The sequence below is a fragment of the Pirellulaceae bacterium genome, assembly GCA_019636385.1.
In the GTDB taxonomy this organism is placed as follows: domain Bacteria; phylum Planctomycetota; class Planctomycetia; order Pirellulales; family Pirellulaceae; genus Aureliella.
This window is the reverse complement of sequence record JAHBXT010000005.1, coordinates 87,296-112,331: the sequence shown is the minus strand read 5'-3', so window position 1 is coordinate 112,331 and position 25,036 is coordinate 87,296. Positions and strand designations below refer to the sequence as shown.

At 55.2% G+C, this 25,036-nt stretch carries 18 protein-coding genes; 10 read left to right on the top strand and 8 right to left on the bottom strand.

Annotation, left to right across the window (positions count from 1 at the left end; all coding sequences use genetic code 11):
* Positions 1–6: 6 nt before the first annotated feature.
* Both KF752_18140 and KF752_18135 read right to left on the bottom strand, forming a co-directional pair.
* Positions 7–1,446 carry a hypothetical protein gene (locus KF752_18140; GenBank protein MBX3423479.1) on the bottom strand — a complete coding sequence of 480 codons (1,440 nt, stop codon included), beginning with the start codon at positions 1,444–1,446 and terminating at the stop codon, positions 7–9.
* A gap of 73 nt (positions 1,447–1,519) precedes the next feature.
* On the bottom strand, positions 1,520–2,770 hold the full coding sequence (locus KF752_18135; protein MBX3423478.1) for a hypothetical protein: 1,251 nt from the start codon (positions 2,768–2,770) through the stop codon (positions 1,520–1,522).
* Between the two features lie 358 nt (positions 2,771–3,128).
* Here KF752_18135 and metH point away from each other — a divergent pair, with 358 nt between their 5' ends.
* Entirely contained in the window at positions 3,129–6,827 is a 3,699-nt protein-coding gene (gene metH, locus KF752_18130) for a methionine synthase (GenBank protein MBX3423477.1), read from the top strand.
* Positions 6,828–6,939: 112 nt separating this feature from the next.
* Here the strand turns inward: metH and KF752_18125 are convergent, their stop codons facing one another.
* The gene (locus KF752_18125) at positions 6,940–8,382 is read right to left on the bottom strand and encodes a sulfatase (protein ID MBX3423476.1); all 1,443 of its coding nucleotides are present in this window, start codon (positions 8,380–8,382) and stop codon (positions 6,940–6,942) included.
* A gap of 254 nt (positions 8,383–8,636) precedes the next feature.
* On the opposite strand from KF752_18125, the gene KF752_18120 reads away from it, so the two are divergent.
* Both KF752_18120 and KF752_18115 read left to right on the top strand, forming a co-directional pair.
* Complete coding sequence (locus KF752_18120) at positions 8,637–9,686, top strand: DUF1559 domain-containing protein (GenBank protein MBX3423475.1); 1,050 nt, start codon at positions 8,637–8,639, stop codon at positions 9,684–9,686.
* Positions 9,687–9,772: 86 nt separating this feature from the next.
* Positions 9,773–10,237 carry a hypothetical protein gene (locus tag KF752_18115; protein MBX3423474.1) on the top strand — a complete coding sequence of 155 codons (465 nt, stop codon included), beginning with the start codon at positions 9,773–9,775 and terminating at the stop codon, positions 10,235–10,237.
* 19 nt (positions 10,238–10,256) lie between these two features.
* Here KF752_18115 and KF752_18110 read toward each other — a convergent pair whose 3' ends face one another.
* The 3 genes from KF752_18110 to KF752_18100 all read right to left on the bottom strand — a co-directional run bounded on the left by KF752_18110 (position 10,257) and on the right by KF752_18100 (position 13,930).
* Positions 10,257–11,264 (bottom strand): dihydrodipicolinate synthase family protein, encoded by a 1,008-nt coding sequence (locus KF752_18110; protein ID MBX3423473.1) that lies wholly within the window; start codon positions 11,262–11,264, stop codon positions 10,257–10,259.
* Positions 11,265–11,725: 461 nt separating this feature from the next.
* Positions 11,726–13,072: a hypothetical protein gene (locus KF752_18105; GenBank protein ID MBX3423472.1), complete on the bottom strand. Its 1,347-nt coding sequence runs from the start codon at positions 13,070–13,072 to the stop codon at positions 11,726–11,728.
* Positions 13,073–13,186: 114 nt separating this feature from the next.
* On the bottom strand, positions 13,187–13,930 hold the full coding sequence (locus KF752_18100; protein MBX3423471.1) for a PEP-CTERM sorting domain-containing protein: 744 nt from the start codon (positions 13,928–13,930) through the stop codon (positions 13,187–13,189).
* Between the two features lie 541 nt (positions 13,931–14,471).
* Here KF752_18100 and yidD point away from each other — a divergent pair.
* From yidD to KF752_18080, 4 genes are all read left to right on the top strand, one after another.
* Positions 14,472–14,705 (top strand): membrane protein insertion efficiency factor YidD, encoded by a 234-nt coding sequence (gene yidD, locus KF752_18095; protein MBX3423470.1) that lies wholly within the window; start codon positions 14,472–14,474, stop codon positions 14,703–14,705.
* A 390-nt stretch (positions 14,706–15,095) separates the two neighbouring features.
* Positions 15,096–17,003, top strand: a complete 1,908-nt coding sequence (locus tag KF752_18090; protein ID MBX3423469.1) for a peptidylprolyl isomerase — start codon at positions 15,096–15,098, stop codon at positions 17,001–17,003.
* A gap of 299 nt (positions 17,004–17,302) precedes the next feature.
* Complete coding sequence (locus KF752_18085; protein ID MBX3423468.1) at positions 17,303–18,577, top strand: aminotransferase class I/II-fold pyridoxal phosphate-dependent enzyme; 1,275 nt, start codon at positions 17,303–17,305, stop codon at positions 18,575–18,577.
* A gap of 238 nt (positions 18,578–18,815) precedes the next feature.
* Positions 18,816–19,016, top strand: a complete 201-nt coding sequence (locus tag KF752_18080) for a hypothetical protein (GenBank protein ID MBX3423467.1) — start codon at positions 18,816–18,818, stop codon at positions 19,014–19,016.
* A 157-nt stretch (positions 19,017–19,173) separates the two neighbouring features.
* On the opposite strand, the gene KF752_18075 is transcribed toward KF752_18080, so the two are convergent.
* Complete coding sequence (locus tag KF752_18075) at positions 19,174–20,160, bottom strand: RluA family pseudouridine synthase (protein MBX3423466.1); 987 nt, start codon at positions 20,158–20,160, stop codon at positions 19,174–19,176.
* Positions 20,161–20,168: 8 nt separating this feature from the next.
* Complete coding sequence (locus tag KF752_18070) at positions 20,169–21,068, bottom strand: hypothetical protein (protein ID MBX3423465.1); 900 nt, start codon at positions 21,066–21,068, stop codon at positions 20,169–20,171.
* A 334-nt stretch (positions 21,069–21,402) separates the two neighbouring features.
* Here KF752_18070 and mch point away from each other — a divergent pair, with 334 nt between their 5' ends.
* Genes mch through KF752_18055 form a run of 3 tightly spaced genes read left to right on the top strand, consistent with a single transcriptional unit; the run spans position 21,403 to position 25,032 of the window.
* Positions 21,403–22,371, top strand: a complete 969-nt coding sequence (mch, locus tag KF752_18065) for a methenyltetrahydromethanopterin cyclohydrolase (GenBank protein MBX3423464.1) — start codon at positions 21,403–21,405, stop codon at positions 22,369–22,371.
* Between the two features lie 11 nt (positions 22,372–22,382).
* Positions 22,383–23,315, top strand: coding sequence for a RimK family alpha-L-glutamate ligase (locus KF752_18060; protein MBX3423463.1), 933 nt, complete (start codon positions 22,383–22,385; stop codon positions 23,313–23,315).
* 1 nt (position 23,316) lies between these two features.
* Positions 23,317–25,032, top strand: coding sequence for an AMP-binding protein (locus KF752_18055; protein MBX3423462.1), 1,716 nt, complete (start codon positions 23,317–23,319; stop codon positions 25,030–25,032).
* Positions 25,033–25,036: the final 4 nt, after the last annotated feature.

The following is a 25,036-nucleotide window of genomic DNA, read 5'->3' as shown; positions in this document are numbered from 1 at the left end:
CGATGGTTAGGCGGCGAAGTTTTCAATCAGCCCGATGGACGAAATTCCCGTTTGCCGGATCTGCCGCAGACAAGATTCCAAGCGTTCGGTCGATGTGTGGCGGCGATCGACAACGGCCACCACGGCACTGAGTGCACCCAGCTCGCCTAGCGAATAAACCAGACTGCGCGGCACGGACATGTGACCTAGATCGACCAATACCAAATCAAAGCTTTGTGACAGCTCCTGCAACATCAGCGCCATACTGTGCTCGTCGAGTGACGGCGCACTCAACCGCTCAAGCAACGGGACCAAGGTAACTTGGTCTTCAACCGAGTGGACAGCAATCTCTTCCAGCGGCAGTTGTCGAGCCAACGCTTCTTGCCAGTCGACTTCCAACTCCAGATTGGTTTGGTAGCATAGCGATGGATTCTCAGTATTGCCATCGACCAATGCGACGTTCAGTCCGCGCTTGCCAGCTAACATGGCCAAGCAGCACGCCACAGTGGATGTTCCTGTCCCGCCCTGAGGACTGGTAACTGCCAACACCTGCAAGCCGTCTTGGCAAGCCTCAAGTAGATGCTGCGCGATGGCCGATGAGCGTTCTCCGATCGTATCCAGCAATTGATTGCACACCCAGGGCCATTCCAGGCGATCGACTTCCCACAACGGATTGAAGATGCGCGAGCGGGCTTGACGTAGCTGCCTTTCTTTGGCCATGGCTTGCGACATCTGATCCGCACCGGATCGCGGACCAGCGTTGGGTCGGTGCGTCTGTGCGTCTTGGCTTGTGTCGGAATGACTGCCCAGTTGATGAATAACGGCCGACTGCTCGCTGCAATCGCTGTCGATGTATGGGTCTTGCGAGGCTGTGTCCTGCACGTAGCTCGGACGGTCCAGGCGAAAAATGCCGCCGTCCCGATTCTTGGCAGCAATCTGGTCGTCTAGCCTGGCAGGCTGAACGTCACGGCGCGCCGCTGTGGACGGCTGAATCTGGCTTGTGTGGGGGGCCACATCCTGCCATGGCTGCTGTCCCGAGACTGACTGCGAACCTCCCGGCATGCCGCTTCCCGCTTGGTTGGCTGCATAGGGCGATTGAGGCTGAACGTAGTTGGATTGTTGGACATTCGGTACTGATAGACTGGCAGTTGCCGCTTCCGACGCCTGGAGGGCGTTTTGTTGATATTGTGGTTGCAGTTGATACTGAAACTGCTCGGCAGCGATTGGCATGGGCGCTGGAGCTTGATTGGTCAGATTGTTTGGCTGCGCTACGGTCGGAGCCTGTTGACGAACTGCCTGTTGAGTCAGCAAATGTGGCGGTGTGGGGTGCGCTGTCGCGGTGTCAAAACGAACGGCGTAAGCATTCCCCGCAGCGGCCCCCTGGGTGGACTTCGGAGACTGGCCAACCGCAGGCTTACCTTTGTCGTAGGCTTTGATGAAAACTCGGTTCAAATTGTCGGAGGCCATGGCGATTTGTTCCGTCAAGTTCTTGGGAAAGCCAGATGCAAAGAAAAGGTGCAGTGTCCGGGCTCTAGGAACACTACTTGGTATTCGGATATCGATTGAGCTGCTGTTTGGCGTCAGTCGTTTCGGCAGGTCGTTTGGCTGTCCGCGTCAGCTCCAGATAAGCCCGAATAATCGACTCGTCGTCAGCTTCGGGCGTGGAGGTTGAGCGAATGGTCGGCGTTGTTGGTACCGCATTTGCGTCAGTAACCGCATCGGTCATTGAACTGGTGTCTGTTGGCCCAGCATTTCCAGCAGTCGCATTTCCAACTGTAGAGGCCAATCCGCCAGCCGTGCCGACCATCTTGGTGTTTGGCGCCAGCGAAGTGTCTCCACTTCCAAGATTCGGCATACTGGTTGCCGACAGCGACGGTGCTGTAAGGTTAGGCAATGCTGGTGAACCGGAAACGGGCGAGCTGGACAATGGTATTTGACTGTTGCTCTGAGCTAGGTTGTTTGCAGCCAGGTTGTCCACGGGCTGATTGCTGGCGAGCTGGCTGCCGGGTAATTGGCTACCGGGTAACGGCGTATGTATCCCGCTGCCGCTGACCGCCGAGAGCGATTTCTGAGCTTCGATGGGCTGGGGCTGCATCAACTGAGCCTGCGCGAGCTGGCTGGTTGGCTGGTTATTAGATTGAGTTGTGGTCAGCGCGGGCGAAATGTCTGCGTTCATTAAGCCGTCGGCCAAAGCGTTTTCCACTTCGGTTGAAGAACGGTTGGCCAACGAGCCTTCAGACGCTGTGCTCTGTGCGGCGTCGTTGGTACTGGATGGTTCACCGGAGAGCAATAATTCGAATTCAGCCTGCGAGTTTAGCGTACTGGTCGGCCCGGTGTCATCTTGAACAATTTCCAGCGTAGGTACAGTGATCTGATCCAGGTCGCCAAAGTCGCTGTTGGATGTCGTTGAAGAACTGGCACCCTCATGCGACTTGCCTGACGGCCGAAAGGCTATAATGCTCAACAGGATCAACAAGATGATCAAGACAATCAAGACCACGCCGCTAGACCAGTGCTCCCACCAGGAACGCCGCCAGCCACTGTCGAATTCGGCTGGCTGCTGTGCGAAAGCCGACCGAGTTTCTGTACGTGAAGTTGGCTGCGCTAACGACTGCTCGTCCTCGTCAGCCGCTGTTAGAGCGTGACCGCCAAAGTCGGTTGAGCTGGAAAACGAGGGTTGCTCGACGCGCGGAAGGCGCAACAGAACCGGGATGTTCTCCAGCACATTTTGCGGCTGCGAACGCGAATTGGGTCTCGTTCGATCGGGTCGAATCGATGTTGTTCTTTGCATGGCTAACGATCCTTAAGTTGAGCCATACTAGCCTGATGCTAGCCGCCTCCGGCTACATCCATAGCTAATTGGCCCCACCCAATCAAGGTCATCACAGTTTCCGAGACATGACCGGCCAAACCAGGTTTCTGGGGACACACGGCCATCTTCTGTATCGGTTCCGATTGTAGGAGCCTTGAGCCTTTTGCCGATTAAACGGACTTGGAGGGTTGGGGCGAAAGGGACAAATCCCAACTGGGACTCATTACAGGCGCCAACTTAACCCAAGGCGAACCCTGTCCTTGACTAATCCAATGAAATCAATCAAAATCCTTCCATCCGGATAAACGGATGAACAATCTATCTTTTAAGGTGAAAAATGTCGTCCACCCCTGATCGCACAGATGCCCTGTTGCAAGCACTCTCAGAGCGCATCCTCATTTTGGATGGTGCCATGGGGACAATGGTGCAGGCGCTGAAACTCAGCGAAGCCGACATGCGCAGCCAGCGATTTGCAAACCATCATAAAGACCTGAAGAACTTTACCGACATCCTTTCGCTGACTCATCCGCAGAGTCTGGTTGAAATTCATCGGCAGTATCTAGCGGCTGGTGCCGACATCGTTACGACCAACACGTTTGGGGCAAGTCCGGTCGGCATGGAGGAGTTCGAGCTTCCGCCCAGCCTGGTAGCCGAAATCAATCATGCGGCGGTGGCCTGTGCGCGTCGAGCGACGGAGGAATTCTCCGAGCGTACTCCGGATCGCCCGCGCTTTGTCGCCGCCAGCATTGGCCCCACTGCCAAGCAGACCGCGATCAGTACCAAAGTAGACGATCCGGCCTTCCGCAATACGACCTACCAGATTATGGCCGACTCTTACTATCAGCAGATCGCGAGTCTGGTGGAAGCGGGCACCGATATTCTGCTAGTGGAAACCGTAATCGACACGTTGAATCTCAAAGCCTGTCTCTTTGCCATCAGTCAGTACTTTACCGATTCGGGGCGGCGGGTTCCGGTGATGGTTAGCGGGACATTTGATAAGGGCGGACGCACATTCGTCAGCGGTCAAAGCGTGGAAGCGTTTTGGAACGCGCTCAGCCACTTTCCGATGCTCAGCATCGGCATGAACTGCGCGCTGGGCCCGGATGTCATGCGTCCGCACATCGAAGAGTTGTCGCACATCGCTGGCACGAACATCAGTTGTCATCCCAACGCTGGCTTGCCCAATGCGATGGGACAATACGATCTATCGCCAGCCGCGATGGGACAAATGATCGGCGAGTTTGCTGAGCAAGGCTGGCTGAATATTGTTGGCGGATGTTGTGGGACAACTCCCGATCACATTCGAGCCATTGCCACCGCTGTCGCTGGCAGGCGACCACATCAGCAGCCGGCACCGTCGGTCTACACTCGCTTGTCCGGTACGCTGCCGCTGACACTGCGACCAGAATCGAACTTTACGATGATCGGCGAACGCACCAACGTCACCGGTTCGCGGGCCTTCGCACGACTGATTCGCAATGATCAGTTTGAAGAGGCGGTCGAGGTGGCTCGCCAACAAGTACTGGGCGGGGCAACGATCATCGATATCAACATGGATGACGCGTTGCTGGACGGCGTGGCTGCAATGACTCGATTCCTACGTTTGATCGGCGGTGAGTCGGATATCGCTCAAGTGCCCGTGATGATCGACAGCAGCAAATGGGAGGTTCTGGAGGCCGGTCTACAAAACACGCAGGGCAAGTCGATTGTCAATTCCATTAGCCTAAAGGATGGCGAAGACGAATTCTTGCGCCGCGCCCGACTGGTCCGACAATACGGAGCGGCCTGTGTGGTGATGGCCTTTGACGAACAAGGCCAGGCGGTGACCAAAGACGACAAAGTGCGCATCTGTGTGCGAGCCTATCAGTTGTTGACCCAACAGGTTGGCTTTCCTCCACAAGACATCATCTTCGATCCCAATATCTTAACGGTGGCTACCGGAATTGAGGAACATAACAACTATGCAGTGGACTTCATCGAGGCGACTCGCGAAATAAAGCGGGCCTGTCCGGGCTCCAAAATCAGTGGGGGCGTCAGCAATATCAGCTTTTCGTTTCGCGGCAACGATCATGTTCGCGAAGCCATGCACTCGGCGTTTTTGTATCATGCGGTTCGCGCCGGCATGGATATGGGCATCGTCAACGCCGGACAGTTGGAGGTGTATGAGGACATTCCCAAAGACCTGCTGGAGCGCGTGGAAGATGTGCTGTTGAATCGTCGCCCTGATGCCACGGAGCGATTGATCGAACTGGCCGACAACGTCAAGTCGGCGGGCAAGAAGGCGGCTACCGAAGACCTGTCGTGGCGCGAGGCTGACGTTCGCTCGCGTTTGCAACATGCACTAGTACGTGGAATTGACAAGTATATCGAACAGGACGCGGAAGAGGCTCGACAGTCTTGCAGTCGTTGCCTGGAGGTCATCGAAGGTCCACTGATGGACGGCATGAGCGTCGTGGGGGACCTATTTGGCGCGGGCAAGATGTTTCTACCTCAGGTCGTCAAGTCGGCTCGCGTCATGAAGAAAGCGGTGGCCTATTTGACGCCCTTCATGGAAGAAGAAAAACGCCAGGCCGGCGTCGCTAGCGGTTCAGCGCGTGGCAAAGTCTTGATGGCCACGGTCAAAGGCGACGTGCACGACATCGGCAAAAACATCGTGGGCGTCGTACTGGCGTGCAACAACTATGAAGTCATCGACCTGGGCGTCATGGTTCCCACCGAGAAAATTCTGGATCAGGCACAGGAGTTGGGCGTCGACGTCATCGGACTGTCTGGCTTGATTACGCCCAGCCTGGACGAGATGGTGCATGTGGCCAAGCAGATGCAGCGGCGCGGCATGGCGCTGCCATTGCTGATCGGCGGCGCCACGACCAGCGCCAAACACACCGCCGTCAAAATCGCCCCCCAGTACGAACACGAGGTGATTCACGTGCTGGACGCCTCACGCAGCGTGCCGGTTGTCGAGCGATTGACTAATTCTGAATCGCGTCGCAAATTGTCTGATGATAATCGGCGATTGCAACAAGAACTGGTCGCCAGCTACCAAGCGCGGCAGGTCAAACTGGTTCCGTATGCCGAAGCTCTCCAGCGTCGATTTGCCACCGATTGGTCCAGCGTCGATATCCCTGTGCCGGCATTTACCGGCATCAAGTCGCTGCCGGACTTCCCGTTGCAGAAATTAGTCGAGACGATCGACTGGTCGCCATTCTTCTGGGCTTGGGAGCTGCGCGGCAAGTATCCTCAGATTCTCAGCGATGCCACGGTCGGTCAGCAGGCTCGTGAATTGTTTGACCATGCGCGAGTCATGCTGGACAAGATTATTTCGCAAAAGTTGATTCGCGCGCACGCCGTCTACGGATTCTGGCCGGCCAATAGCCAAGACGACGACGTAATCTTGTACCAAGACGATAGCCGCCAACACGAGCTGGATCGCTTGCACTTTCTGCGCCAGCAATGGGAACGTAAGGGTCAGTCCGACTTCCGCTCGCTGGCCGACTACATCGCGCCGGTTGGCAGCGGTCGAGCTGATTACATCGGCGGCTTTGTCGTAACTACGGGTGAAGGCGTGGACGAGCTGGCCCAGAAGTACCAACAGGCCAGCGACGATTATAACGCCATCATGGTCAAAGCCCTGGCCGATCGCCTGGCCGAGTCGTTTGCAGAATGGCTGCATCGGCAGGCGCGCCGCGATTGGGGATTTGGCGCCAGTGAAGGACTCAGCAACCAGCAATTGATCGACGAACAGTATCGCGGTATTCGACCCGCTCCGGGATATCCAGCCTGCCCGGATCACACTGAGAAAGGCATCTTATTTAAACTGCTGGACGCTACGGCACACACCGGAGTCAGCTTGACCGAGTCGTATGCCATGTGGCCCGCAGCCAGCGTCAGCGGACTTTATTTTGCACATCCTCAATCTCGCTACTTTACCGTGGATCGTGTGAGTCAAGATCAAGTACAAGCCTACGCCCGCCGCAAAGGCCTCAGCCAAACCGAAGTCGAACGCTGGCTTTCACCGAATCTGGGATACGAGACGTAGGAGACAGTTCATTGAGCGTGGATCATTGATCCATTGTCAACCAACAGTTCCTGTAGACAACAGGTTGAAGGCAAATCTCTGAGTACTGAGTACTGAGTCCGCCCGAACCCGTTCACTCCACCACCCCGGCATGCCTGACGCCAGTCCCTGCAATCCCCATCAGTGAATCGCCTAGCTCCTGCCGCATTGGATCGGCTAGCCCCTGTAGTCTGGTGACAACATCGGGATGTGAGTCGGCGAGGTTGCGGCTTTCACTAATGTCTTGCCAAAGGTCATAGAGTTCCAAGCCGCATTTCTTTTGAGCATACTGCCCGGGCATGCCCGCTTCAGGCGGCGGGCTCTTGAGCGTGCGATAGCTGTGAGGAAAGTGCAGTTTCCAGCGGCCACTGCGGACGGCCTGCAGTTCGCGATCCCAATAGTAGTACCAGGCCTTGTGTGGACTGGCTGCTCCGGGTGTGCCGGCCAGCAGTGGCCAAATGCTGCGACCGTCGATGGGCAGTCGCGGCAATTCGGCGCCAGACAACTCAGCCAGCGTGGGCAGAATGTCGATAGTTCCGGCAACCTCATCGCAGACAGCCCCGGAGGGTATTCTGCCGGGCCACGATGCAACTGTTGGCACGCGCACTCCACCTTCCCACGCGGTGCCCTTGCCTTCGCGAAGTGGTGCAGCCGAGCCGGCATGGCTACCGTAGGACAACCACGGGCCATTGTCCGAGGTGAACAGAACCAGCGTATTATCACCAGCACCAATCTGATTGATAGCGGACACGATCTGTCCGACGCTCCAGTCAATTTCAGCGACAACATCGGCGTACAGCCCCTGCCCGGTCGAGCCTTGAAATTCCGGTGATGCATACAGCGGCACATGCGGCATGCTATAGGGCACGTAGAGCAAGAAGGGTTGCCGCTGATGCCGTTTGATAAACTCGACAGCCTGCTCGGTAGCCCAACGTGTCAAATAGCACTGATCCTCGCCGGTAACGTGGGCATTGAGCACCATTCGGTTTCGCAGCAGCGGCAAAGCCGGAAAGCGACTCATGCTGGGATGGTGTGGCCACATGTCATTGGAGTACGGCAAGCCCTGGTAGTTGTCGAAGCCATGCTCGGCTGGCAACCCCGCGCCACGATCGCCTAAATGCCACTTGCCAAAAACCGCCGTTGCATAGCCGCGCGCCTTGAGCATCTCGGCCAGCGTCGTTTCAGCCGGGTTCAGGCAGATTCGCGATCCAGGCCCGAGTGCCCCGTGGATACTGATGCGCACGTTGAGACAACCGGTAAGCAGTGAGCTTCGCGAAGCGCTGCACACGGCCTGGGCGACATAGAAGCTCGTCAGACGCATGCCGCCTTCGGCCAGTCGATCCAAATTGGGAGTCGACATCTGCGATCCACCAAAACATCCCAAGTCGGCATATCCCAGGTCGTCCGCAAACAGCACCACGAAGTTAGGTCGCTCGCCGCCTGAGGCTAGACATAAACCGCCACTGCAAGTCAGGCCCAGCGAATTTGAAAACCATACGAGGCATAGTAACGCACCTGCCTTCGAGTAACGCTGCATGACTATAGTCTCCACTAACCGAGTTAGGCTTGGGTTCGAGGCTACTGTGGTGATAACCTAAGTGCCCTAGCGTGGCCACCGTGCCAAGCAGTGGAGAGGCTAAATTCCGCGCTACTTCGGGGAATACCGACGGCGATGGCTTGCCAAAGTCGCCTCGAAGGCCGAAAATATCGACATAAGCCTCCAGATTCATCGATCGGCCAAGCTGCGTCGAACAGTTATTGGCAATTCTAATTTTTTCGGGGAGATTAGACATGAACCGTTCACCCCAGAAAACGGGTTTTACTCTAGTTGAGCTACTGGTGGTCATCGCCATCATCGGCATTCTGGTCGGGCTGCTGTTACCTGCCGTCCAAGCCGCCCGCGAAGCCGCTCGCAGAATGAGCTGCGGCAACAATCTCAAGCAGCTCGGTATCGCCGTCCACAACCACGAATCAACCTACGGCTATGTGCCTGCCTGGCGTAAGGAATTCCCCAACAATCCTCCTGATCCCTATGCATCTCAGGGAAGTCCATGGTACGCAAGCATCTCTGGCGCCAGAAATGGATTCGGCGTTCTGGGTCACTTACTACCGTTCCTGGAGCAATCGAATGTGATCAACAAGTTTGATCTGAAGAAGCCGATGATTCACCCGGATAACCTGTCACCTCCGTTTCCCGGTGCCAAGAACACGCCGGATAGTCTTGCAAAGGTAGTCACATTTCTCTGCCCATCTACACCCGAGGCAGGTTCGGATTATGGCCCATACTTTGCGCTAAACGGCTTCGGATTTCCGACCAACACCCAGTACAACATGCCAAGGACAGACTATGTTCCACTTCGAGGCGTTCACAGTTCGTTGCTATCGTGCGTTGGGATAACAACCGGCAGTACAGAGAATGCGATGCTGGGGACCAGAGACGCAGTTAACAGGTCAACTGTAAAGTTTTCCGAGACGAGCGACGGACTTTCCAATACATTCTTGTTCATTGAATTAGCTGCCAAGCAGAGTATTTGGTTTCGTGGAATTGATCGCACGTCAACCTACCCAGCTACGTCAAACTTAAACTCGTTTTATGGTGACTGGAACATTGCCAAAAGGGTTACTGGCTTAAGTGGCGCAAACATGGCTGTCGGACGCGAATTGGATTCTGGTTGTTCAGTTATAAACATCCTGAATTTTGAGACGCCATACTCGTTCCATTCTGGAGGAATTCAGACTGTTAGAGGAGATGGATCCGTCTCGTTTCTATCTGCCAATACAACCAATCAAGTTTTTGTGGCGTTGGTGACGCGTGATGGTGGTGAGGTCGCCACTCCTTAAACTGGTGGACAGCAGAGCCTTGCAGTGCCTGCCGCGTAATAGTTGTAGAGACTGACTTAGATTCGCTATCGATAAGGATTCTGAAGTTGTGTAGCTGGCTCCGAGTTTTCAAAATTCGTGCCGTTTTCTGTTCAGTACTGGGTGCGGGTTTGGTGTTTCTGACCGGCTGCGCTGAGCCGCTGATTCAGGTGAGCGGCTCGGTCACCGTGGATGGTAAGCCCGCCGAGGGTGCCGTGTTGATATTTCATCCTGAGGTGGCTGAAATCCCTACGGTTGCCACGGCGGTCACTGATGCTAATGGAAAGTATCAGTTAGTCTCCGACATGAACAACGGCATCCGTGCCGGTACCTACCGTGTGACGGCGACTTGGAGGGGACCTCCCAAGAAGACAGCTCAGCCCACGTTTGGGCTTGGCTCAGATGCCGACCTACCAGATTTACTCAAAGGCCGTTACGCTTCCAAGGACACATCGGGGCTCACGGCTGTGATTGAGAAGTCGACGGTTGAGCTTCCACCACTGGAACTAACGACCAAAGCTAGCCGCAAATAGACTTCGCTAGAACGATGAACTATCCGCGCAGTTGCTGCATAATTTCTCTTACAATCTGTTCAATAAAATCATCGCTGGCTTGGGCTTGCCGTCCGGCAACCGCTGGCTGGATATCCGGTAGCCAGTGCTGCAGCTCGCTCAGCATCTGCACCAATTGCTGCTGCGTCTGCTGAGCCGTTGCGATCTGTTCGGGAGACAGCGGCTGGCGACTGCGACCTAAGTCCCAACCGCGAGTCAGAGCACCACGGCGGAAACCTTCGGGAAACTCGGGCTGACTAATCATGGCGTCAAACAGCGGTAGCAGGCGATACTGCAACTGCATGGTCCGATCCCACTGGCCACGCGTAGCGGCTTCGTAGATGGCTCGTGTTAATTCTGGCACTACGCCGCTGGTTGCATTCGTACCGCCATTGCAGCCGATTAGCAACATGGGAGCCAGCGCCGCATCCCAGCCGGTCAAGAAAGAGAACTCGGGGCGTTGAGGTCGCACGGCGGCGATCATTCGCATCATGTGCGGAATGTCGCCACTGCTGTCCTTGATCCCCACAATTCGCGGACAATCCAGCGCTAGCCGGCGAACGGTGGCCACGTCGATTGGCGAAGCAAACAACGGAATGTTGTACAGCGTTACATCCACCGAGACATGATCGGCGATCTCTTTGAAATACTGATAAACCGCTTCAGGACCTAGCTTGTAGTAGAACGGCGCCACGATCGCTACAGCCCGGACTCCAAAACTGCCATAGGTTTGGCAAGCGTCGATCGTCTCGCGTACATTGGCTTCTGCTGCTCCAGCCAGGATGGGTACGCGACCGGCAACGTGACTGGTCAGTAGTTCAATGATTCTGCGTCGCTCCGCAGCCGTAAATCGTGTGAACTCTCCAGTTGAGCCGTTCGGATACAGTCCGTGCACACCGCGCTCGATCAGCCAATCGACATACGCGCACAACTTATCTTCGTCGACCCGCCCCTGCGAGTCGACTGGCGTAATGTTCGGAGTATAAATGCCTTCCATGGGTTGGTTCATCTTGTTTTTCCCGTCGGTGCGTGTCAGGTAACTGCCGGATAGGTAATTGGTTAACTAAAGCACAGTGAGACTGTCGTCAGTTTGAATGCCTTTTGGCTTCCATTAGGTCAGGGGTGCCGGTTTAACCCAGGCCCGTGGCGAAAGCCACCGGTGTAGTATGCAATCGTCCGTTAGGGACCAATGTTAGTAGCAAGATTGGTATGTAGCCAGCAAGAATCATCCCCTCGGGACGAGATGGGGTACGATGATAGGATGATAGTTGACATATTTTACCGACATCGAGGCCCCACGGGACGAATCGCATCCAAAAGTCGCTGATCGGTTCTACCAACATCGTGCCCAGACTTCGTGCCATTGATGCTCAGTGTCTGCTCTGCTTCACATAAAAACATAAACTGCTCGGAGGCAGCTCCGAGCAGTTTATGTTAATGACATTGTACCTGCCGAATGTCAGCAACGCACTATGGATTGGCGGGAATGGTAATGCGTGTCAACTGCGCGGACACGTTATTACGCATGGCAGTGATATCCGCAAAGGCAACCGTTCCATTCTTGTCGATGTCCGTCAGTCCACCAGCGTCAACAATCTGCGCTACCGTATTCTTGATCTGCGTAATATCCGCAAACGAAACAGTGAACACCGGCAGAGCGTCCGGGCCGGTGGTTTCACCTAGCAAGTGGCCAATGTACAGCTCGACCGAAGTTGAACCAATCGTAACTTTAATACACAGATAGCGGTTTTGAATAGCATTGTTAGCCCATAGAATCCGCACCCGATCATTTCCACCCGCCTCCGCCAAGTCTGGATGGAGCGTTACCGATGTTGGAGCCGGAGCACCTTCCCAACCTGAAACAGGATGAGCACCTTCATTGAAGGCTCCCTGGGGACTCATCTTGTATTCCAAGCTGATATCGTTCAGCGAAGCTAAATTATCGAAATCCAGCACAACACCGTTCAGCCCGCGACTGTCGTTGGTCAGGTTGACCAGACCAATCTGCTGCGGATTATTACTTCGCTGAATCAGTTCGTTGGTTGGGTTGACTGCGTTCCAGGGAGGAGAACCCATGGTACCACTAAAACCGTTGTGGTACACGCGTTTGTTAACCAACGTCGCCGCTGGGGCGGCCAGAGTGGCAACGATGGTGCCTGCCCAATTCTCGATTCGATTGGAACCAACCGTTTGAAACTGAACTGGAATGGTCAGCGTTGTGCCATCCCAGGCCACATTGGACGCCGCAGTATTTGTGCCACTAACATTAACCAGGCTAGAGGTACCACCTGTCGTTAGCGGCGGAACATCTTCGTTCTGAGCACCCCAGACCAATCTACCGACAGTAAACCGAAAAGTGGCGGCGGTAGGCGATCCGTTTTGAGCTGTGCCAGAAGGAAGGTCGATTGTCAAATCTTCGTACAATCCCAAAACGTGTACAAACCCGAACCCGAATACAGCGCCGTCTCCTCGGATGCCAAAATTGCCTGGCCTGGTCAGCGACGATTCAAACGTGAAAGGTGCGTGAGAATAGGGGCCGGTGGGATTTACGTCGACCGCAATCGCGCTGCCTCCCGAGAACGTAAAGACGCCGCCGGTCAGGTCGCCAGTAATGGTGCCACTGAGCGAGGTGGTCATCGAGCCTGCGTTCTGTTGGGCATACGGCAATCCGAACGCTTGACCTGAGATTGTAAGGTTGCTTTGGGCTGAGTTTACGCTCAGCACTACGGGGTCTGCCTGGACAGTGGTCGTAAGGCTAGCCAGCGCAAGAGATGCCACACAGGCCATCTGCTTGAGTTGAAAAAACAGTTGCCTCATCTTAGTTCTCCAGATTGGATGATAGTTGATGTTTGTATTTGTCGGAGCTTAGAAAAAATGGCAAGCCGAAACGCTATTCGGCTCGCCACGATGAAGTTGACTCTGCGCTAGTTACTAACAAACTGTTCGGCGACGATAGATGCAACTGCCCAGGCTAGCCAGTGACAGCAAAACCATCGACGATGGCTCTGGTACGCGAGCTACGATTAGGCCGCTCCATGATTCATTGCGGTTTGATCCAGTGGTTGCAAAGGCAACTGGGATTCTCAATGTGGTTCCATCCCAAGTAGCCAGTCCGGCGCTCGTGTTGGGCACATTCGCCGTTGAAACATTGGACGTACCAGCCGTGATGGGCGCTGGATTAGCAGCTCCAAAGACGATCTGCCCAGAGTTAAATTTCATTAGCGTCGACGTGACCGCCGAACCATCGGATACGGTTCCAGCGGTGATGTCCAGGGTGAGACTGTGATAAACGCCATTGACCGTCACCGTTCCAAAACCCTGAACCGGTCCAATTGCTGTTACACCATAGTTTCCAGGAATTATACCAGCAGGATTAGGTGCCGTAGTGTAAGGGCCACCCGGATTCACATTCGGGATTATGGAGCTGCCAGGTGAAAAGGTGAACACTCCGCCCGTCAGGTCAACGTTGATTGTTCCGCCGAGAGCCGTGGTCATCGAGCCTGGGCCCTGTGGACCGTAAGGCAAGCCGAACGCTTGTCCGCCAATTGTCAAACTGCTGTAGGCGGAATCAACCGCCAGCGAAATGATCGCGGCCTTGCCAATCGACGGCGTCGACACGGATGCAATCGCCGTAGCGATCGCCAAGCCGATTTTAAAAAATCGAAATCTACTCATCGTTGTCCTCTCCAATCCACTTGAATGAAACTTAATACCAAAGTTGCACTGCTCAGACGTTGACAACTGCTACGAATCACTTCGCAAACGTCGCATTAGTACGTTTCCTAAATGGAGCCAATGCAACTTAGGGGTCACGCTAAGTTTAGTCGTGCTATGCGTTAAGGCGTAGCGGCTGGATAGGACTTTTCCGCCAAATTGGAGAACTTAGGCTAAAATTGGTTTTGGAAGGCCAGCCCCCCGTCGTTTGGGGGTAGTACAAGCGAAATCAGAATTTTAGGCTTCAACTGTGCTTATCTGCAAATTGCTGCTCAAGTGGGTCAAATCCGAAGTTTGGGACTGGCTTCGCCCTGCTTTCGCTGGGCTGGGACGAACGGGAAAGCAGCGCCAAGTGTCAGACTGCAATCCTGGCTGTGGTGAGCCTAGCTACCTTTGAATTCAGCCTGATGCTGAAACCAACGCCAGGGACTGATGGTAACGTTATGATAGATGACGCAGGGCGAATTCCACCGCACGCCTCGGAACGCAGAATCTGTCCTCTATGAGCCACGACAAACCGTTAAGCCTACCGGCGCGTTGCTGCATCGGTATGGTTCATTTATATCAGCGAGCACTGTCGCCACTACTGGGCAGCAATTGTCGCTATCAGCCTACATGCAGTCAGTACATGATCGGTGCGATCATCAAGTACGGAGTGCTACGAGGTGTGCCTCGCGGTGCTTGGCGAATCCTGCGCTGCCATCCGTTTAGCCGAGGTGGATATGACCCGCCCTGAAGTGCGTAGCTACCGTCGCCAGACGGTGGAGTCGTAGTCGTGGGTCGTGTGAAGCAGGCGGACGTGAATTCAGATCGTGTAATGATTGAAACGCTGAGTGACTAGACCAGCGGGCCCTTAAACCATCATCGCCAGCGAAAATCGCCAGGCAGGGGCGCAAGTGGCGATGGTACGTTACGCGGTCTGACCATTAATTGGAGCACACTCGCCTTGTGATGCATTAGTCAAGTTGACTAGGTTTCTGCGCTGCCCCGATCGCTGCCTGTCCTCCTAGGTTACCCCAAAGCTAGCTATAGCAAATAGGCTTGCCACGGATAGCGAGATTTTACTATACCAGCCGTTTATGGCTAACTAGAGACGTCCCGCGTCCGGTTCAGGAGGAGTCCGAATATGTTGCGTTATGGCCTGGCAATTGCAGGTTGGTTGGTGGGCAGCGCTGCGCTGCCGGTGGTCGCTCAACAGAAGAAGCCCCTATCCGCTGTGCGCGCGGCAGTCACTCCGGCATCAACTGCTCAAACACAAAACACGCAGCCGGCGGCCGGGCAAGCCGCTTCTGCCAATGTACCAGTTGGCCTGGATAAGATTCCTAAGGTGGTTGCCGTAGTCAACGGCCACACCATCGCGCGCGACAAAATCGCTGACGCGTGTATCCAGCGCTTCGGCACAATCGTGCTCGACAACCTCCTGAACAAGCATCTAATTCTGCAAGCCTGCGAAGCTAAAAACATCAAGATTACTCAGGCCGATGTCAACGCGGAAATCGACCGGGTTGCCAGCAAATTCGGCTTAACGACCAAGCTATTTCTGCAGTCGATTGATGAACAACGCGATGTCACGCCCGAACAGTATGCCAGCGAAATTGTTTGGCCGATGTTGGCGTTGCGAGCACTGGCGGCTGACAAGATCGCCGTGACGCCGCAAGAGATTGAGCAAGTCATCCAGAGTGAATACGGACCCAAAGTCTCAGTGCGAATGATCGCGGTGTCTGAAGTCGACAAGGCCAAGCAACTGCACCAGCAGGCCATGTCGCAACCGGAGCTATTTCGGCGGTTGGCCAAGGAGCACTCCGAAGACGCTCCCAGCGCCAGCGTCGACGGACTCTTGCCGCCGATTCGTCAGCACAGTGGCGACGATCTGCTGGAGCGGATGGCCTTTCAGTTGAAGGAAGGCGAAATCTCACCCGTCTTTCAAGTCGGCAATCTGCATATCCTGTTGCAATGCGTCCGCCACCTGCCGGCCACTCCTCCCGACCCACAATTATTGCCCGCCATTCAGGAGCGAATTGTCGATCACCTGCGCGACGAGCGGTTGGCCAAGGCCGCCGACGAACTGTTTGCTAAGCTGCAACAGAATAGCCAGGTGGTCGCCGTAATTGGCAATCCTCAGCTTGAGCAGCAATATCCCGCTGTGGCCGGATTCATCAACAACCAACCGGTATCTCGCGACCACTTGGCACTGGAATGCATCAATCGCCATGGCCGTCAAGTATTGCGCGGTGAGATCAATCGGCTACTGATTACTGAAGCGCTGAAACAAGCCAATTTAACAATTGAGGAAACGGACATCCAGGCCGAACTGTCCGCAGCGGCTGAGGGCATGGGCTACTTCAATTCCGACGGTACACCCAACACCGATGCATGGGTCAAGGCCGTCATGGAAGACGAAAACGTGCCGTACCAACTGTATGTCCAGGATGCTGTTTGGCCCAAAGCAGCCCTTAGAAAACTGGCCGAGCGCGAAGTGCAAATCACCGACGACGACTTGCGCAAGGGTTTTGAAGCCAATTTTGGACCACGCGCTGAAGTGTTGGCCATTGTGCTATCCAACCAGCGGACCGCCGAACAGGTCTTCCGGCAGATTCGTCAGTCGCCTACAGAACAAAACTTTGGCGAATTAGCCGCTAAATATTCGGTAGAACCGGTCTCGCGCAGCAACTTCGGCAAAATTCAGCCGATCAGGCAGCATGGTGGCATGCCCACACTGGAAAAAGAGGCGTTTGCCTTGGAGCCGGGAACGCATTCCGGTGTGATTGCGCTGAGTAACGATCAGTACTGTATCCTCTACAAGCAAGGCGATTCGCAGCCCATCGTACAAGACTTTGAAGCCGTCAAACCGGAGATCGCGCGCGAACTGCACGAGAAGAAGCTGAACGTCGCCATGCAGCACAAGATCGACCAGCTATTAAAGTCCTCGCAGATCGAAAACTTCCTGGAAGGCTCCATTCAAATCGGCGCCACCAAATCCGCCGACCGCCCCAGCCTACCCGCGAAAACCGCCAGCTTCCCGATAACGCGGTAACAAGCACATCGGCAGTTCGGGTGACCTTCGGCCAACATGTTGCAGTTTAAGATTAACCCCAGCGATCTGTTTCAGTTATCGGCTTGTGCACGGTAGCCGAAAGCGATTGGCAACGCCCAACCGATCGGCGTACGAGCCCCAAAATTGCTTCTCAGTCGGGCTAGCCAGCAGACCGGTCGTTGAAGACAATTGTCTTGTAGCTCGTATACAATGGAGCGGTTGGATCGCACCGGACAGGTTCCGTGGGGTCCTGACCATAATGCATATCTGCCCTTCCGTCTCTGGACTACGAATCGACGATGAATCCCGACCCCCATTCAGCTCCCATCGATACCAAGCCATTTTCGATCGAATTTGCTTCGCGCGTTCACCGTTTGCCGCCGTACTTATTTGGTCGAATCAATAATACTTTATATCAAAAGCGACGCGCCGGGCATGACGTGATTGACCTGGGCATGGGGAATCCATCCGACCCGCCTGAGCGAATCGTGATGGAAAAGATGGTGGAAGCCACTTACGACGAACGCAATCACGGTTACAGCAAGTCCAATGGGCTGCTCAACCTCAGACGCGAGCTCGCCAGCAAGTATTTCCGCAAGTATGGTGTACGTCTCGACCCCGAGTCGCAGGCGATTGTTTGCCTGGGCAGCAAAGAGGGGTTCAGCCACATGTGCCTGGCGCTGATGGGCCCTGGCGATACAGCAATCATTCCGTCGCCCTATTTTCCGGTGCACATGTACGGCGTTATCTTAGCCGCAGGCAATGTGGTCGCGCTGGAAGTGGCCGATAGCGAAAAATTTCTATCAAACATCGCCTACACCTGTCAGCATTTTTATCCGCGTCCCAAGTTGCTGATTATCAACTATCCGCACAACCCTTCAACGGTGACGGTCGAGGCTCCATTTTTCGTCGAAGTGGTCAAGCTGGCCAAGCGTTATGGCTTTATGGTCATCAGTGACTTTGCCTACGCCGACGTAGCATTTGACGGCTATCAACCACCCAGCTTCCTATCTGCACCGGGAGCAATCGACGTTGGTGTCGAGTTCACGACGATGAGCAAGGGCTACAACATGGCCGGGTGGCGCATCGGTTTTTGTGCAGGTAACTCCGAAATGATTCGCGGGTTGGCCACCGTCAAGGGCTACTATGACTACGGTATGTTCCAAGCCGTACAGATCGCTGCAATTGTTGCCTTGCGGGACACCGAAGCGGCCGTCGAGCGACAAGCGGAAATCTACCAGGGTCGCCGCGACATCCTCTTGGAAGGCTTGCGGAGAATTGGTTGGCAAGCAGACGCGCCGCGAGCAGGCATGTTCGTTTGGGGCAAGATTCCTGATAAGTGGATGCAGCGGATGAATACGCTGGACTTCGCTATGATGCTGCTTGAAGAAGGTGATGTGGCCGTCAGCCCCGGAACCGGCTTTGGCCCGACTGGCGAAGGCTATCTGCGGATGGCACTAGTGGAAAACGAAAGCCGGCTACGACAGGCTGTACGCCAAATCGCTCGCTGCCTGGAACGTGCCGAAGCCAGATATCAGCCGCCTTCCCCATCCGCCGATAAGGTGACTACCTAGATGGATTCTGCCGGCTAGCCAATCTAACGCCCCCCTAACGGTTGCCAGCCGGGTGAGCGTATGTTCCGGCAATTGCGTTTCCGTATGGACAGAATCTAAAAAAAGGCGGTCGCGCAGGAATAAACGCTAGGCGATTGCCATCTATGACTATAATTGTCGCCTCGACATGTTAACTGATGCCGGCAACACAGTGTTGCCGCAAGTTTGACTGATCATTTTCTCAAAAGGGGGAAGTACCATGTTGCGCAAGTTGCTGGCTCTGTGCTGTGTATGTGTGATGACCGTTGGCTTTGTTGGCTGTGCTAAAGTTGAAGACGCCGCTACCAAAGCTGCTGATACTGCTACCGACACGATTGATGCCACTGCCGAAGCTGCTGGTGAGGCTGTTGATGCCACTGCCGAAGCTGCCAAAGAAGCAGTTGCGGGCGAAAACAAGTAACTGCCAGACTAGTCTACAAGACTTGATCGCAGACTGTATCGTTTGGATTGGCGATCCAGCTTATCCAGGATAAAAAACCAGTGGGGTGCAAATTGTTGCACCCCATTTTTTATTGCCACGTCGGATTCACCTGGCTGATTGCCGGCGTCAACTCCTGTTACACCTGCTGTCGGAGTAATTCGTACGCCCCTTGCAAATCTAGAGGTAGCGGACTCTCGATGCACAGCGGTTGCTCTGTAATCGGATGTGTGAGCTGAATCCGACGCGCGTGAAGTGCTTGTCGTTCGAGCACAATTTCGCCATCATCCGGTTCGGGTGGTAGACCGCGCACCAGCCGTCGGCGAATCTCCCCGCGCGTGATTTTCGCATGTCCAGCGTACAGTCGATCACATAGCACTGGTGCCCCCAGATAATCCATGTGCACTCGTATTTGGTGCGTACGACCTGTTTTGGGATGTACGCGAACCGCACAAAAACCTCGAAATCGGTCGATCACTTCATACATCGTTTCTGCTTCGCGACTATCTGGATGATCGCGGCGGATGGCCATCTTGTCGCGCTGGTAGGGATGCGGCCCGATCGGCTGGCGGACAATGTCGCGATCCAGCTGCAAGTTACCAACCACGATGGCAAAGTACTCTTTGGATACCAGTCGCTGTTCGAACTGCTCGCTCAACTTGAGATGCACGGCGTTGGTCTTGGCGACCAAAATGACGCCGCTTGTATCTCGGTCGAGACGATGGATGATTCCAGGTCGCGTTGGACCACCAATGTCGCTTAACTGCTTGAAGTGATGCGCCAGGGCGCTGGCAAGAGTTCCCCGCCAGTTTCCCTTGGCGGGGTGCACAACCATTCCCGGCGGCTTGTTGATTGCCAGCAGTGCATCGTCTTCGTACAGCACATCCAATTCGATCGCTTCCGGTTGTGGACCATCCACTGGCGGCGGAGGGAGTGCCATCGAGATGTGCTGACCCTCACGAACGCGAAAGCTGGGCTTGACCAACTGGCCGTCAACCTGCGCACCGCCTTCCTGCACAACTTTGCGAATGAAGACTCGGCTGTAGGCGTTCAAGTGCATTGCCAGTACGGCATCGACTCGCTGACCGTGTTCAGCGGCGGTGGCCCGATGTTCAAATTGCAACATGAGTCCAGCTAATTGAGCAACGGTGGCGATGCCTCGCTGGCAGGGATGGGCTGCTCGCTTGGTACTGCAGGTGGTGCGGGTTGTTGCGTGTCAGCGGCCTGTTCCGCAGTCGTTTCGTCTGAGGCCGGCTGTGTTTCGGCCGGCAATTCCAACTGAAGCTGCCCATCTACTGCCGCCGACGGCTCGGTTGGTTGAGCGCCATCCGCAGGTATAGCAGGCAGCTTATCGGGATCAAACTGAATCGTAGGGCTTTCCGGAGGCGACCCCAGATCACCCGGTATCTCGGGAGAGGCGGCTGGTTTGGGATTCAACGTTCCAAACCACTGGTAGAACTCTTTGGCTTCTTGAGTCAATAAAAAACTGACCCGGTCGCGAACTTGCTCTCGTTCGAGTTCCGACAAATTTGTTGCATCAACCACCGATTGATAATGACTGATTGCCTGATCCAGCTCTCCTAAACTCTCATGGGCTTTGGCCAGCATCAGAATGGACTGAGTTCTCAGGTCGCCCGTCGTAGAGTTCTTCAAAGCGCCGAGTTCCGCAATCGCTTTCTGAATCAGGCCAACACCCTCTTGCCGGTTCACGTACAGCGCTTCGATGCCGTTTTGCAAATTGGCCGCGGCCGCAGAAAACCGTGCCCACTGTCCGGCAGGCGCGGCCCCGTATTGGTTTGCCAAAGCTTCAAAAGATTCGGCATCGCCATTGAGATTGAAGTAGAACTTTGTCCAGGCTTCAGCTGCTTGCTTGGTAGACAGACTCTGAAATGCGGTGTAGCCCAAGAATCCTAAGAAACTCGCCGCCACCGCGATCAGAGCCGGCTTGAGCAAGTGCTGAACCCGCGAGAGGCGGATGCCCAGGTAATTCGCCAAGTAGTTTTGCTCAAGCTGATGCCGACGCTGGTTATTCATATTCAATCCTGATTATTGGTTCGACTGGCCATGTTCGAATCGGGAACCACAACGTCCTCGTGTTGTTTCCAGGCCGGCGGATTTGCCGACACACGAGAATCACTCCACCCCGCAATGGAGGTAGAATTATAGGTCTGAAGGCAATTCCGCTCAATATCGCCTGGAACGATCGATTTGGCCGGTGTGCGCTGTCGCTGAGGGCCACACGAAAATCCTCTTACAACCATCGCAGCCAATTGTACAAATGGCCAATAATCTACATGATTACCGCTTTTGGAGTATCTCCAATCCAAGCATTGGAGCAGTGGCAATCGCGGAAGACAGGACCAGCACTATGGCGTCGGGCGAAGGGCTAAACCAGCAGGCTCTGCAGGTCTTCCTAGCGGCACAGGCCAATTCGGAGGAACTGAGTATTGCCGGCCATCAATTGAACTGTGGGGCCCACTTGTTGGACTTTGGTGTCCACCAGCGCGGAGGATTAGCTGCCGGCATTCGATTGGCTTCACTGTGCTTAGGCGGATTGGCCGAAGTCGCGATCTCCAGCGGCGATCGCTCAATCTGGCGTGGCCCCTGGGTTCGCGTATCCACTGACCATCCTGTGCGAGCTTGCCTGTTTGGTCAGTATGCGGGCTGGCCAGTGCAGGGTCAAAATTTCTTTGCCATGGGTTCAGGCCCCATGCGGCTGCGACGCGGCAAGGAGCCGCTATTGAAGGAACTCGCGGCCCAGGACAATTCACCTGTGGCAGTTGGAGTTCTTGAGTGCGATCAACTACCTGACGATCAGATTGCTGTTCAGATGGCAGCACAGTGCCAAGTTACTCCCGATAATCTCTGGCTGGCGGTAGCACCCACTCGCAGTTTGGCCGGTTGTGTACAGGTTGTAGCGCGCAGCGTTGAAACGTCGTTGCACAAGTTATATGAACTGGGCTTTCCGCTCATTTCCATCAAGCAGGCGTTTGGCATCGCTCCTCTGCCTCCGCCAACACCCGACGCGGCCTTGGGGATCGGACGAACCAATGACGCAATTCTGTACGGTGGTCACGTGACACTATGGGTAGACGCAGACGACGAGCAGATTCGGTCGATAGGCGCCAAAGTTCCGAGTTCTCATTCACGAGACTTCGGCGAACCATTCGCAGACATCTTCAAGCGTTGCCAGTTCGATTTTTATCGCGTTGATCCGGCGCTGTTCAGTCCAGCCGAAGTGGCCATTCACAACCTGAGAACCGGACGCGCTTGGAGTTTTGGAGAGTTGCGGGAAGACCTGGTCGCCAAATCCTTCGCCATTGAACTGATGGGATAGGCGCCACGATTATGACATTTCGCCTGGGTATCCTGGGGACGGCTAGCGGTCATTACATGACCGACTTGCAGCGCGCGGCCAATGAGTTGTCGATTCATGTCGAGCTATTGAGCTTCCCCGAACTAAGCGCTCGAATTCAGCCCGGCCACGACGGTAACAGCCTTGGGCCTCAGGTTGCTATACCTGCGCCATCCCTGGACGCCGTCTTGGTGCGCGGGATGCCGCTGGGCAGTTTGGAGCAGGTTATTTTTCGCATGGACTGCCTACAGATTTGGCAGTCGCAGGGCACGCCAGTAGTCAATTCGCCACGATGTTTAGAAACCTCCATCGACAAATGGCTCACGCTGCATCGGTTGCACTTGGCCGGCCTGCGTGTCCCGGCAACCGTGGCCTGCCAGACGCGCGACCAAGCGTTGCAGGCGTTTGAAGAGCTTGGCCGCGATGTGTTGGTCAAGCCGCTTTTTGGGGGTGAAGGTCGAGGAATCATTCGACTTCAGGACGCCGACTTGGCCTGGAGGACGTTTTCAACTCTCCAGCAACTGGGGCAGATTCTATACATTCAACAATTCCTGCCTCACTTGGGCTACGATATTCGAGTGCTGTGCATCGGTAACCAAATGTATAGCATTCGCCGCCAGGCGCGACTGGACGACTATCGTACCAACGTTTCTCGTGGTGGCATTGCCCAACGACACAAGCTGGATGACCTACAGATTGAGATGGCTCGACAAGCCACCACCGCAGTAGACGGTACGGTTGTGGGCGTCGATTTATTGCCGGCTCAAGACGGAAAGGTGTATGTTCTGGAAGTCAATGCCGTGCCGGGCTGGCGCGGGCTGGCGCGTTGCCTAGGGGTCGACATCGCCAAGCGAATCATCCAAGAACTTCAGCAACCCGCGTCTGTCAAACCGCGTGTCGCACCATTGTTGGAAAGCCAAGGCTGACATGCAATCATCTGTCTCGGATTGGAACAAGTTCAACGTGGCGGCTAGACTGACCGTCATGGCGGGTCGGATTCCAGACCAAATCGCTCTGGCTAGTCCGTTGGGCAGCGCCAAGCAAGGAGTCAATCGCCCGTACAAGACGGTCACCTTTACGCAACTGGAACTAAACACCTCTTCGATCGCCGCCGGTCTACAGAAACTTGGCATCCGGCCGGGCATGCGAATTGTGATGTTGGTGCCCTTCGGTGCCGACTTTATCACGCTGGTCTTTGCCCTGCTGAAGATTGAAGCGGTGATCGTGTTAGTCGATCCCGGGATGGGACGCCGGAATTTGCTGAGCTGTATTCAAGCCACCGAGCCTGATGGTTTTATTGCCATTCCCATGGCACATGCGATTCGGGCCGTGCTGCGGCGGCGCTTCCCCAAGGCCCGATTTAACGTAACCGTGGGACCAACTTTGGGAGTGTTTCCACAGCCAAGTTTGAAGCAATTGTTAGGCACGCCGCCATCGCTATTCGAGCCACCTGCAACCACCCGCGACAGCCAAGCCGCGATCATTTTTACCACCGGCAGCACCGGACCGCCCAAAGGTGTGCTGTATACGCATCACACCTTCAATAGTCAGGTGGATGCGATCGCTGAGCATTACGGGATCTTGCCTGGCGGTAAAGACCTGTCTGGATTCCCGTTGTTTGGCCTGTTCAACGCAGCCATGGGAACGACCACCGTCATTCCCGACATGGATCCTACGCGGCCGGCCGATGTGGACCCTCCGCGGCTGCTGGATGCCATTGAGAAATGGAAGATCAATCAAGCTTTTGGTTCTCCGGCTTTGTGGACCGCAGTCAGTCGCTTTGCTCAAACGGAGGGTCGTAAGATTCCGCATTTGCAGCGGATACTATCGGCAGGTGCTCCGGTTTCGCCAGACGTCTTAGAAGCCATGCGCGGTCTGTTGCCGGCCGGGGCACTGATGCACACACCGTATGGAGCTACCGAAGCGCTGCCCATTGCCTCGATCGATAGCCAGCAGGTACTCAGTGAGACCGCCGCACTGACGCGACAGGGCGCCGGCACATGTGTAGGCTCACACTTTGCTGGCATCCAATGGAAAGTCATTGCGATTGATGACGGCCCGCTGGCCACGCTCGATAGGATTCAGGAGTTGCCCGTCGGTAAGATCGGCGAACTGATGGTTACCGGCGATGTTGTCACCCGGCAATACGTAACGCGGACGGATCAAAACGCCTTTCATAAAGTATTGGATGGGGAGCGTGTCTGGCATCGCCTGGGCGATGTAGGCTACCTGGATGGCCAAGACCGATTCTGGTACTGCGGTCGCAAAGCGCATCGCGTGACGACCGACAATGGCCAGCTATTCACCGAACAATGCGAAGCTATCTTCAATCAACATCCGAGCATCTACCGCAGTGCGTTGGTCGGCGTCGGGCATAAGGACCATCAGACTCCTGTGATCATTGTCGAGCCACTACCGCAATTTCGACCGAAAGATTCGGTAGCTCAAGATAAACTGCTGACTGAGCTGCGGACATTGGGAAAACAGCACGCGTTGACTCAACAGATTGAACGCTTTTTGGTTTATCCACGGCAACTGCCGACCGATATTCGCCACAACTCGAAAATTTTTCGTGAGCAATTGGTTCCGTGGGCCACCAAGCAGCTCCAGCGGGTTGACCAGTTGTCCAGCCAGCGCAAGTAGCTAG

Excerpts from the sequence above, each read along its gene's own strand:
- mch (MBX3423464.1), top strand. The coding sequence starts at position 21,403 with ATGGCGTCGGGCGAAGGGCTAAACCAGCAGGCTCTGCAGGTCTTCCTA.
- KF752_18105 (MBX3423472.1), bottom strand. The coding sequence starts at position 13,072 with ATGAGGCAACTGTTTTTTCAACTCAAGCAGATGGCCTGTGTGGCATCT.
- KF752_18055 (MBX3423462.1), top strand. The coding sequence starts at position 23,317 with ATGCAATCATCTGTCTCGGATTGGAACAAGTTCAACGTGGCGGCTAGA.
- KF752_18070 (MBX3423465.1), bottom strand. The coding sequence starts at position 21,068 with ATGAATAACCAGCGTCGGCATCAGCTTGAGCAAAACTACTTGGCGAAT.
- KF752_18140 (MBX3423479.1), bottom strand. The coding sequence starts at position 1,446 with ATGGCCTCCGACAATTTGAACCGAGTTTTCATCAAAGCCTACGACAAA.
- KF752_18120 (MBX3423475.1), top strand. The coding sequence starts at position 8,637 with ATGAACCGTTCACCCCAGAAAACGGGTTTTACTCTAGTTGAGCTACTG.
- metH (MBX3423477.1), top strand. The coding sequence starts at position 3,129 with ATGTCGTCCACCCCTGATCGCACAGATGCCCTGTTGCAAGCACTCTCA.
- KF752_18110 (MBX3423473.1), bottom strand. The coding sequence starts at position 11,264 with ATGAACCAACCCATGGAAGGCATTTATACTCCGAACATTACGCCAGTC.
- KF752_18075 (MBX3423466.1), bottom strand. The coding sequence starts at position 20,160 with ATGTTGCAATTTGAACATCGGGCCACCGCCGCTGAACACGGTCAGCGA.
- KF752_18060 (MBX3423463.1), top strand. The coding sequence starts at position 22,383 with ATGACATTTCGCCTGGGTATCCTGGGGACGGCTAGCGGTCATTACATG.
- KF752_18080 (MBX3423467.1), top strand. The coding sequence starts at position 18,816 with ATGTTGCGCAAGTTGCTGGCTCTGTGCTGTGTATGTGTGATGACCGTT.
- KF752_18125 (MBX3423476.1), bottom strand. The coding sequence starts at position 8,382 with ATGCAGCGTTACTCGAAGGCAGGTGCGTTACTATGCCTCGTATGGTTT.
- KF752_18090 (MBX3423469.1), top strand. The coding sequence starts at position 15,096 with ATGTTGCGTTATGGCCTGGCAATTGCAGGTTGGTTGGTGGGCAGCGCT.
- yidD (MBX3423470.1), top strand. The coding sequence starts at position 14,472 with ATGAGCCACGACAAACCGTTAAGCCTACCGGCGCGTTGCTGCATCGGT.
- KF752_18085 (MBX3423468.1), top strand. The coding sequence starts at position 17,303 with ATGAATCCCGACCCCCATTCAGCTCCCATCGATACCAAGCCATTTTCG.
- KF752_18135 (MBX3423478.1), bottom strand. The coding sequence starts at position 2,770 with ATGCAAAGAACAACATCGATTCGACCCGATCGAACGAGACCCAATTCG.
- KF752_18100 (MBX3423471.1), bottom strand. The coding sequence starts at position 13,930 with ATGAGTAGATTTCGATTTTTTAAAATCGGCTTGGCGATCGCTACGGCG.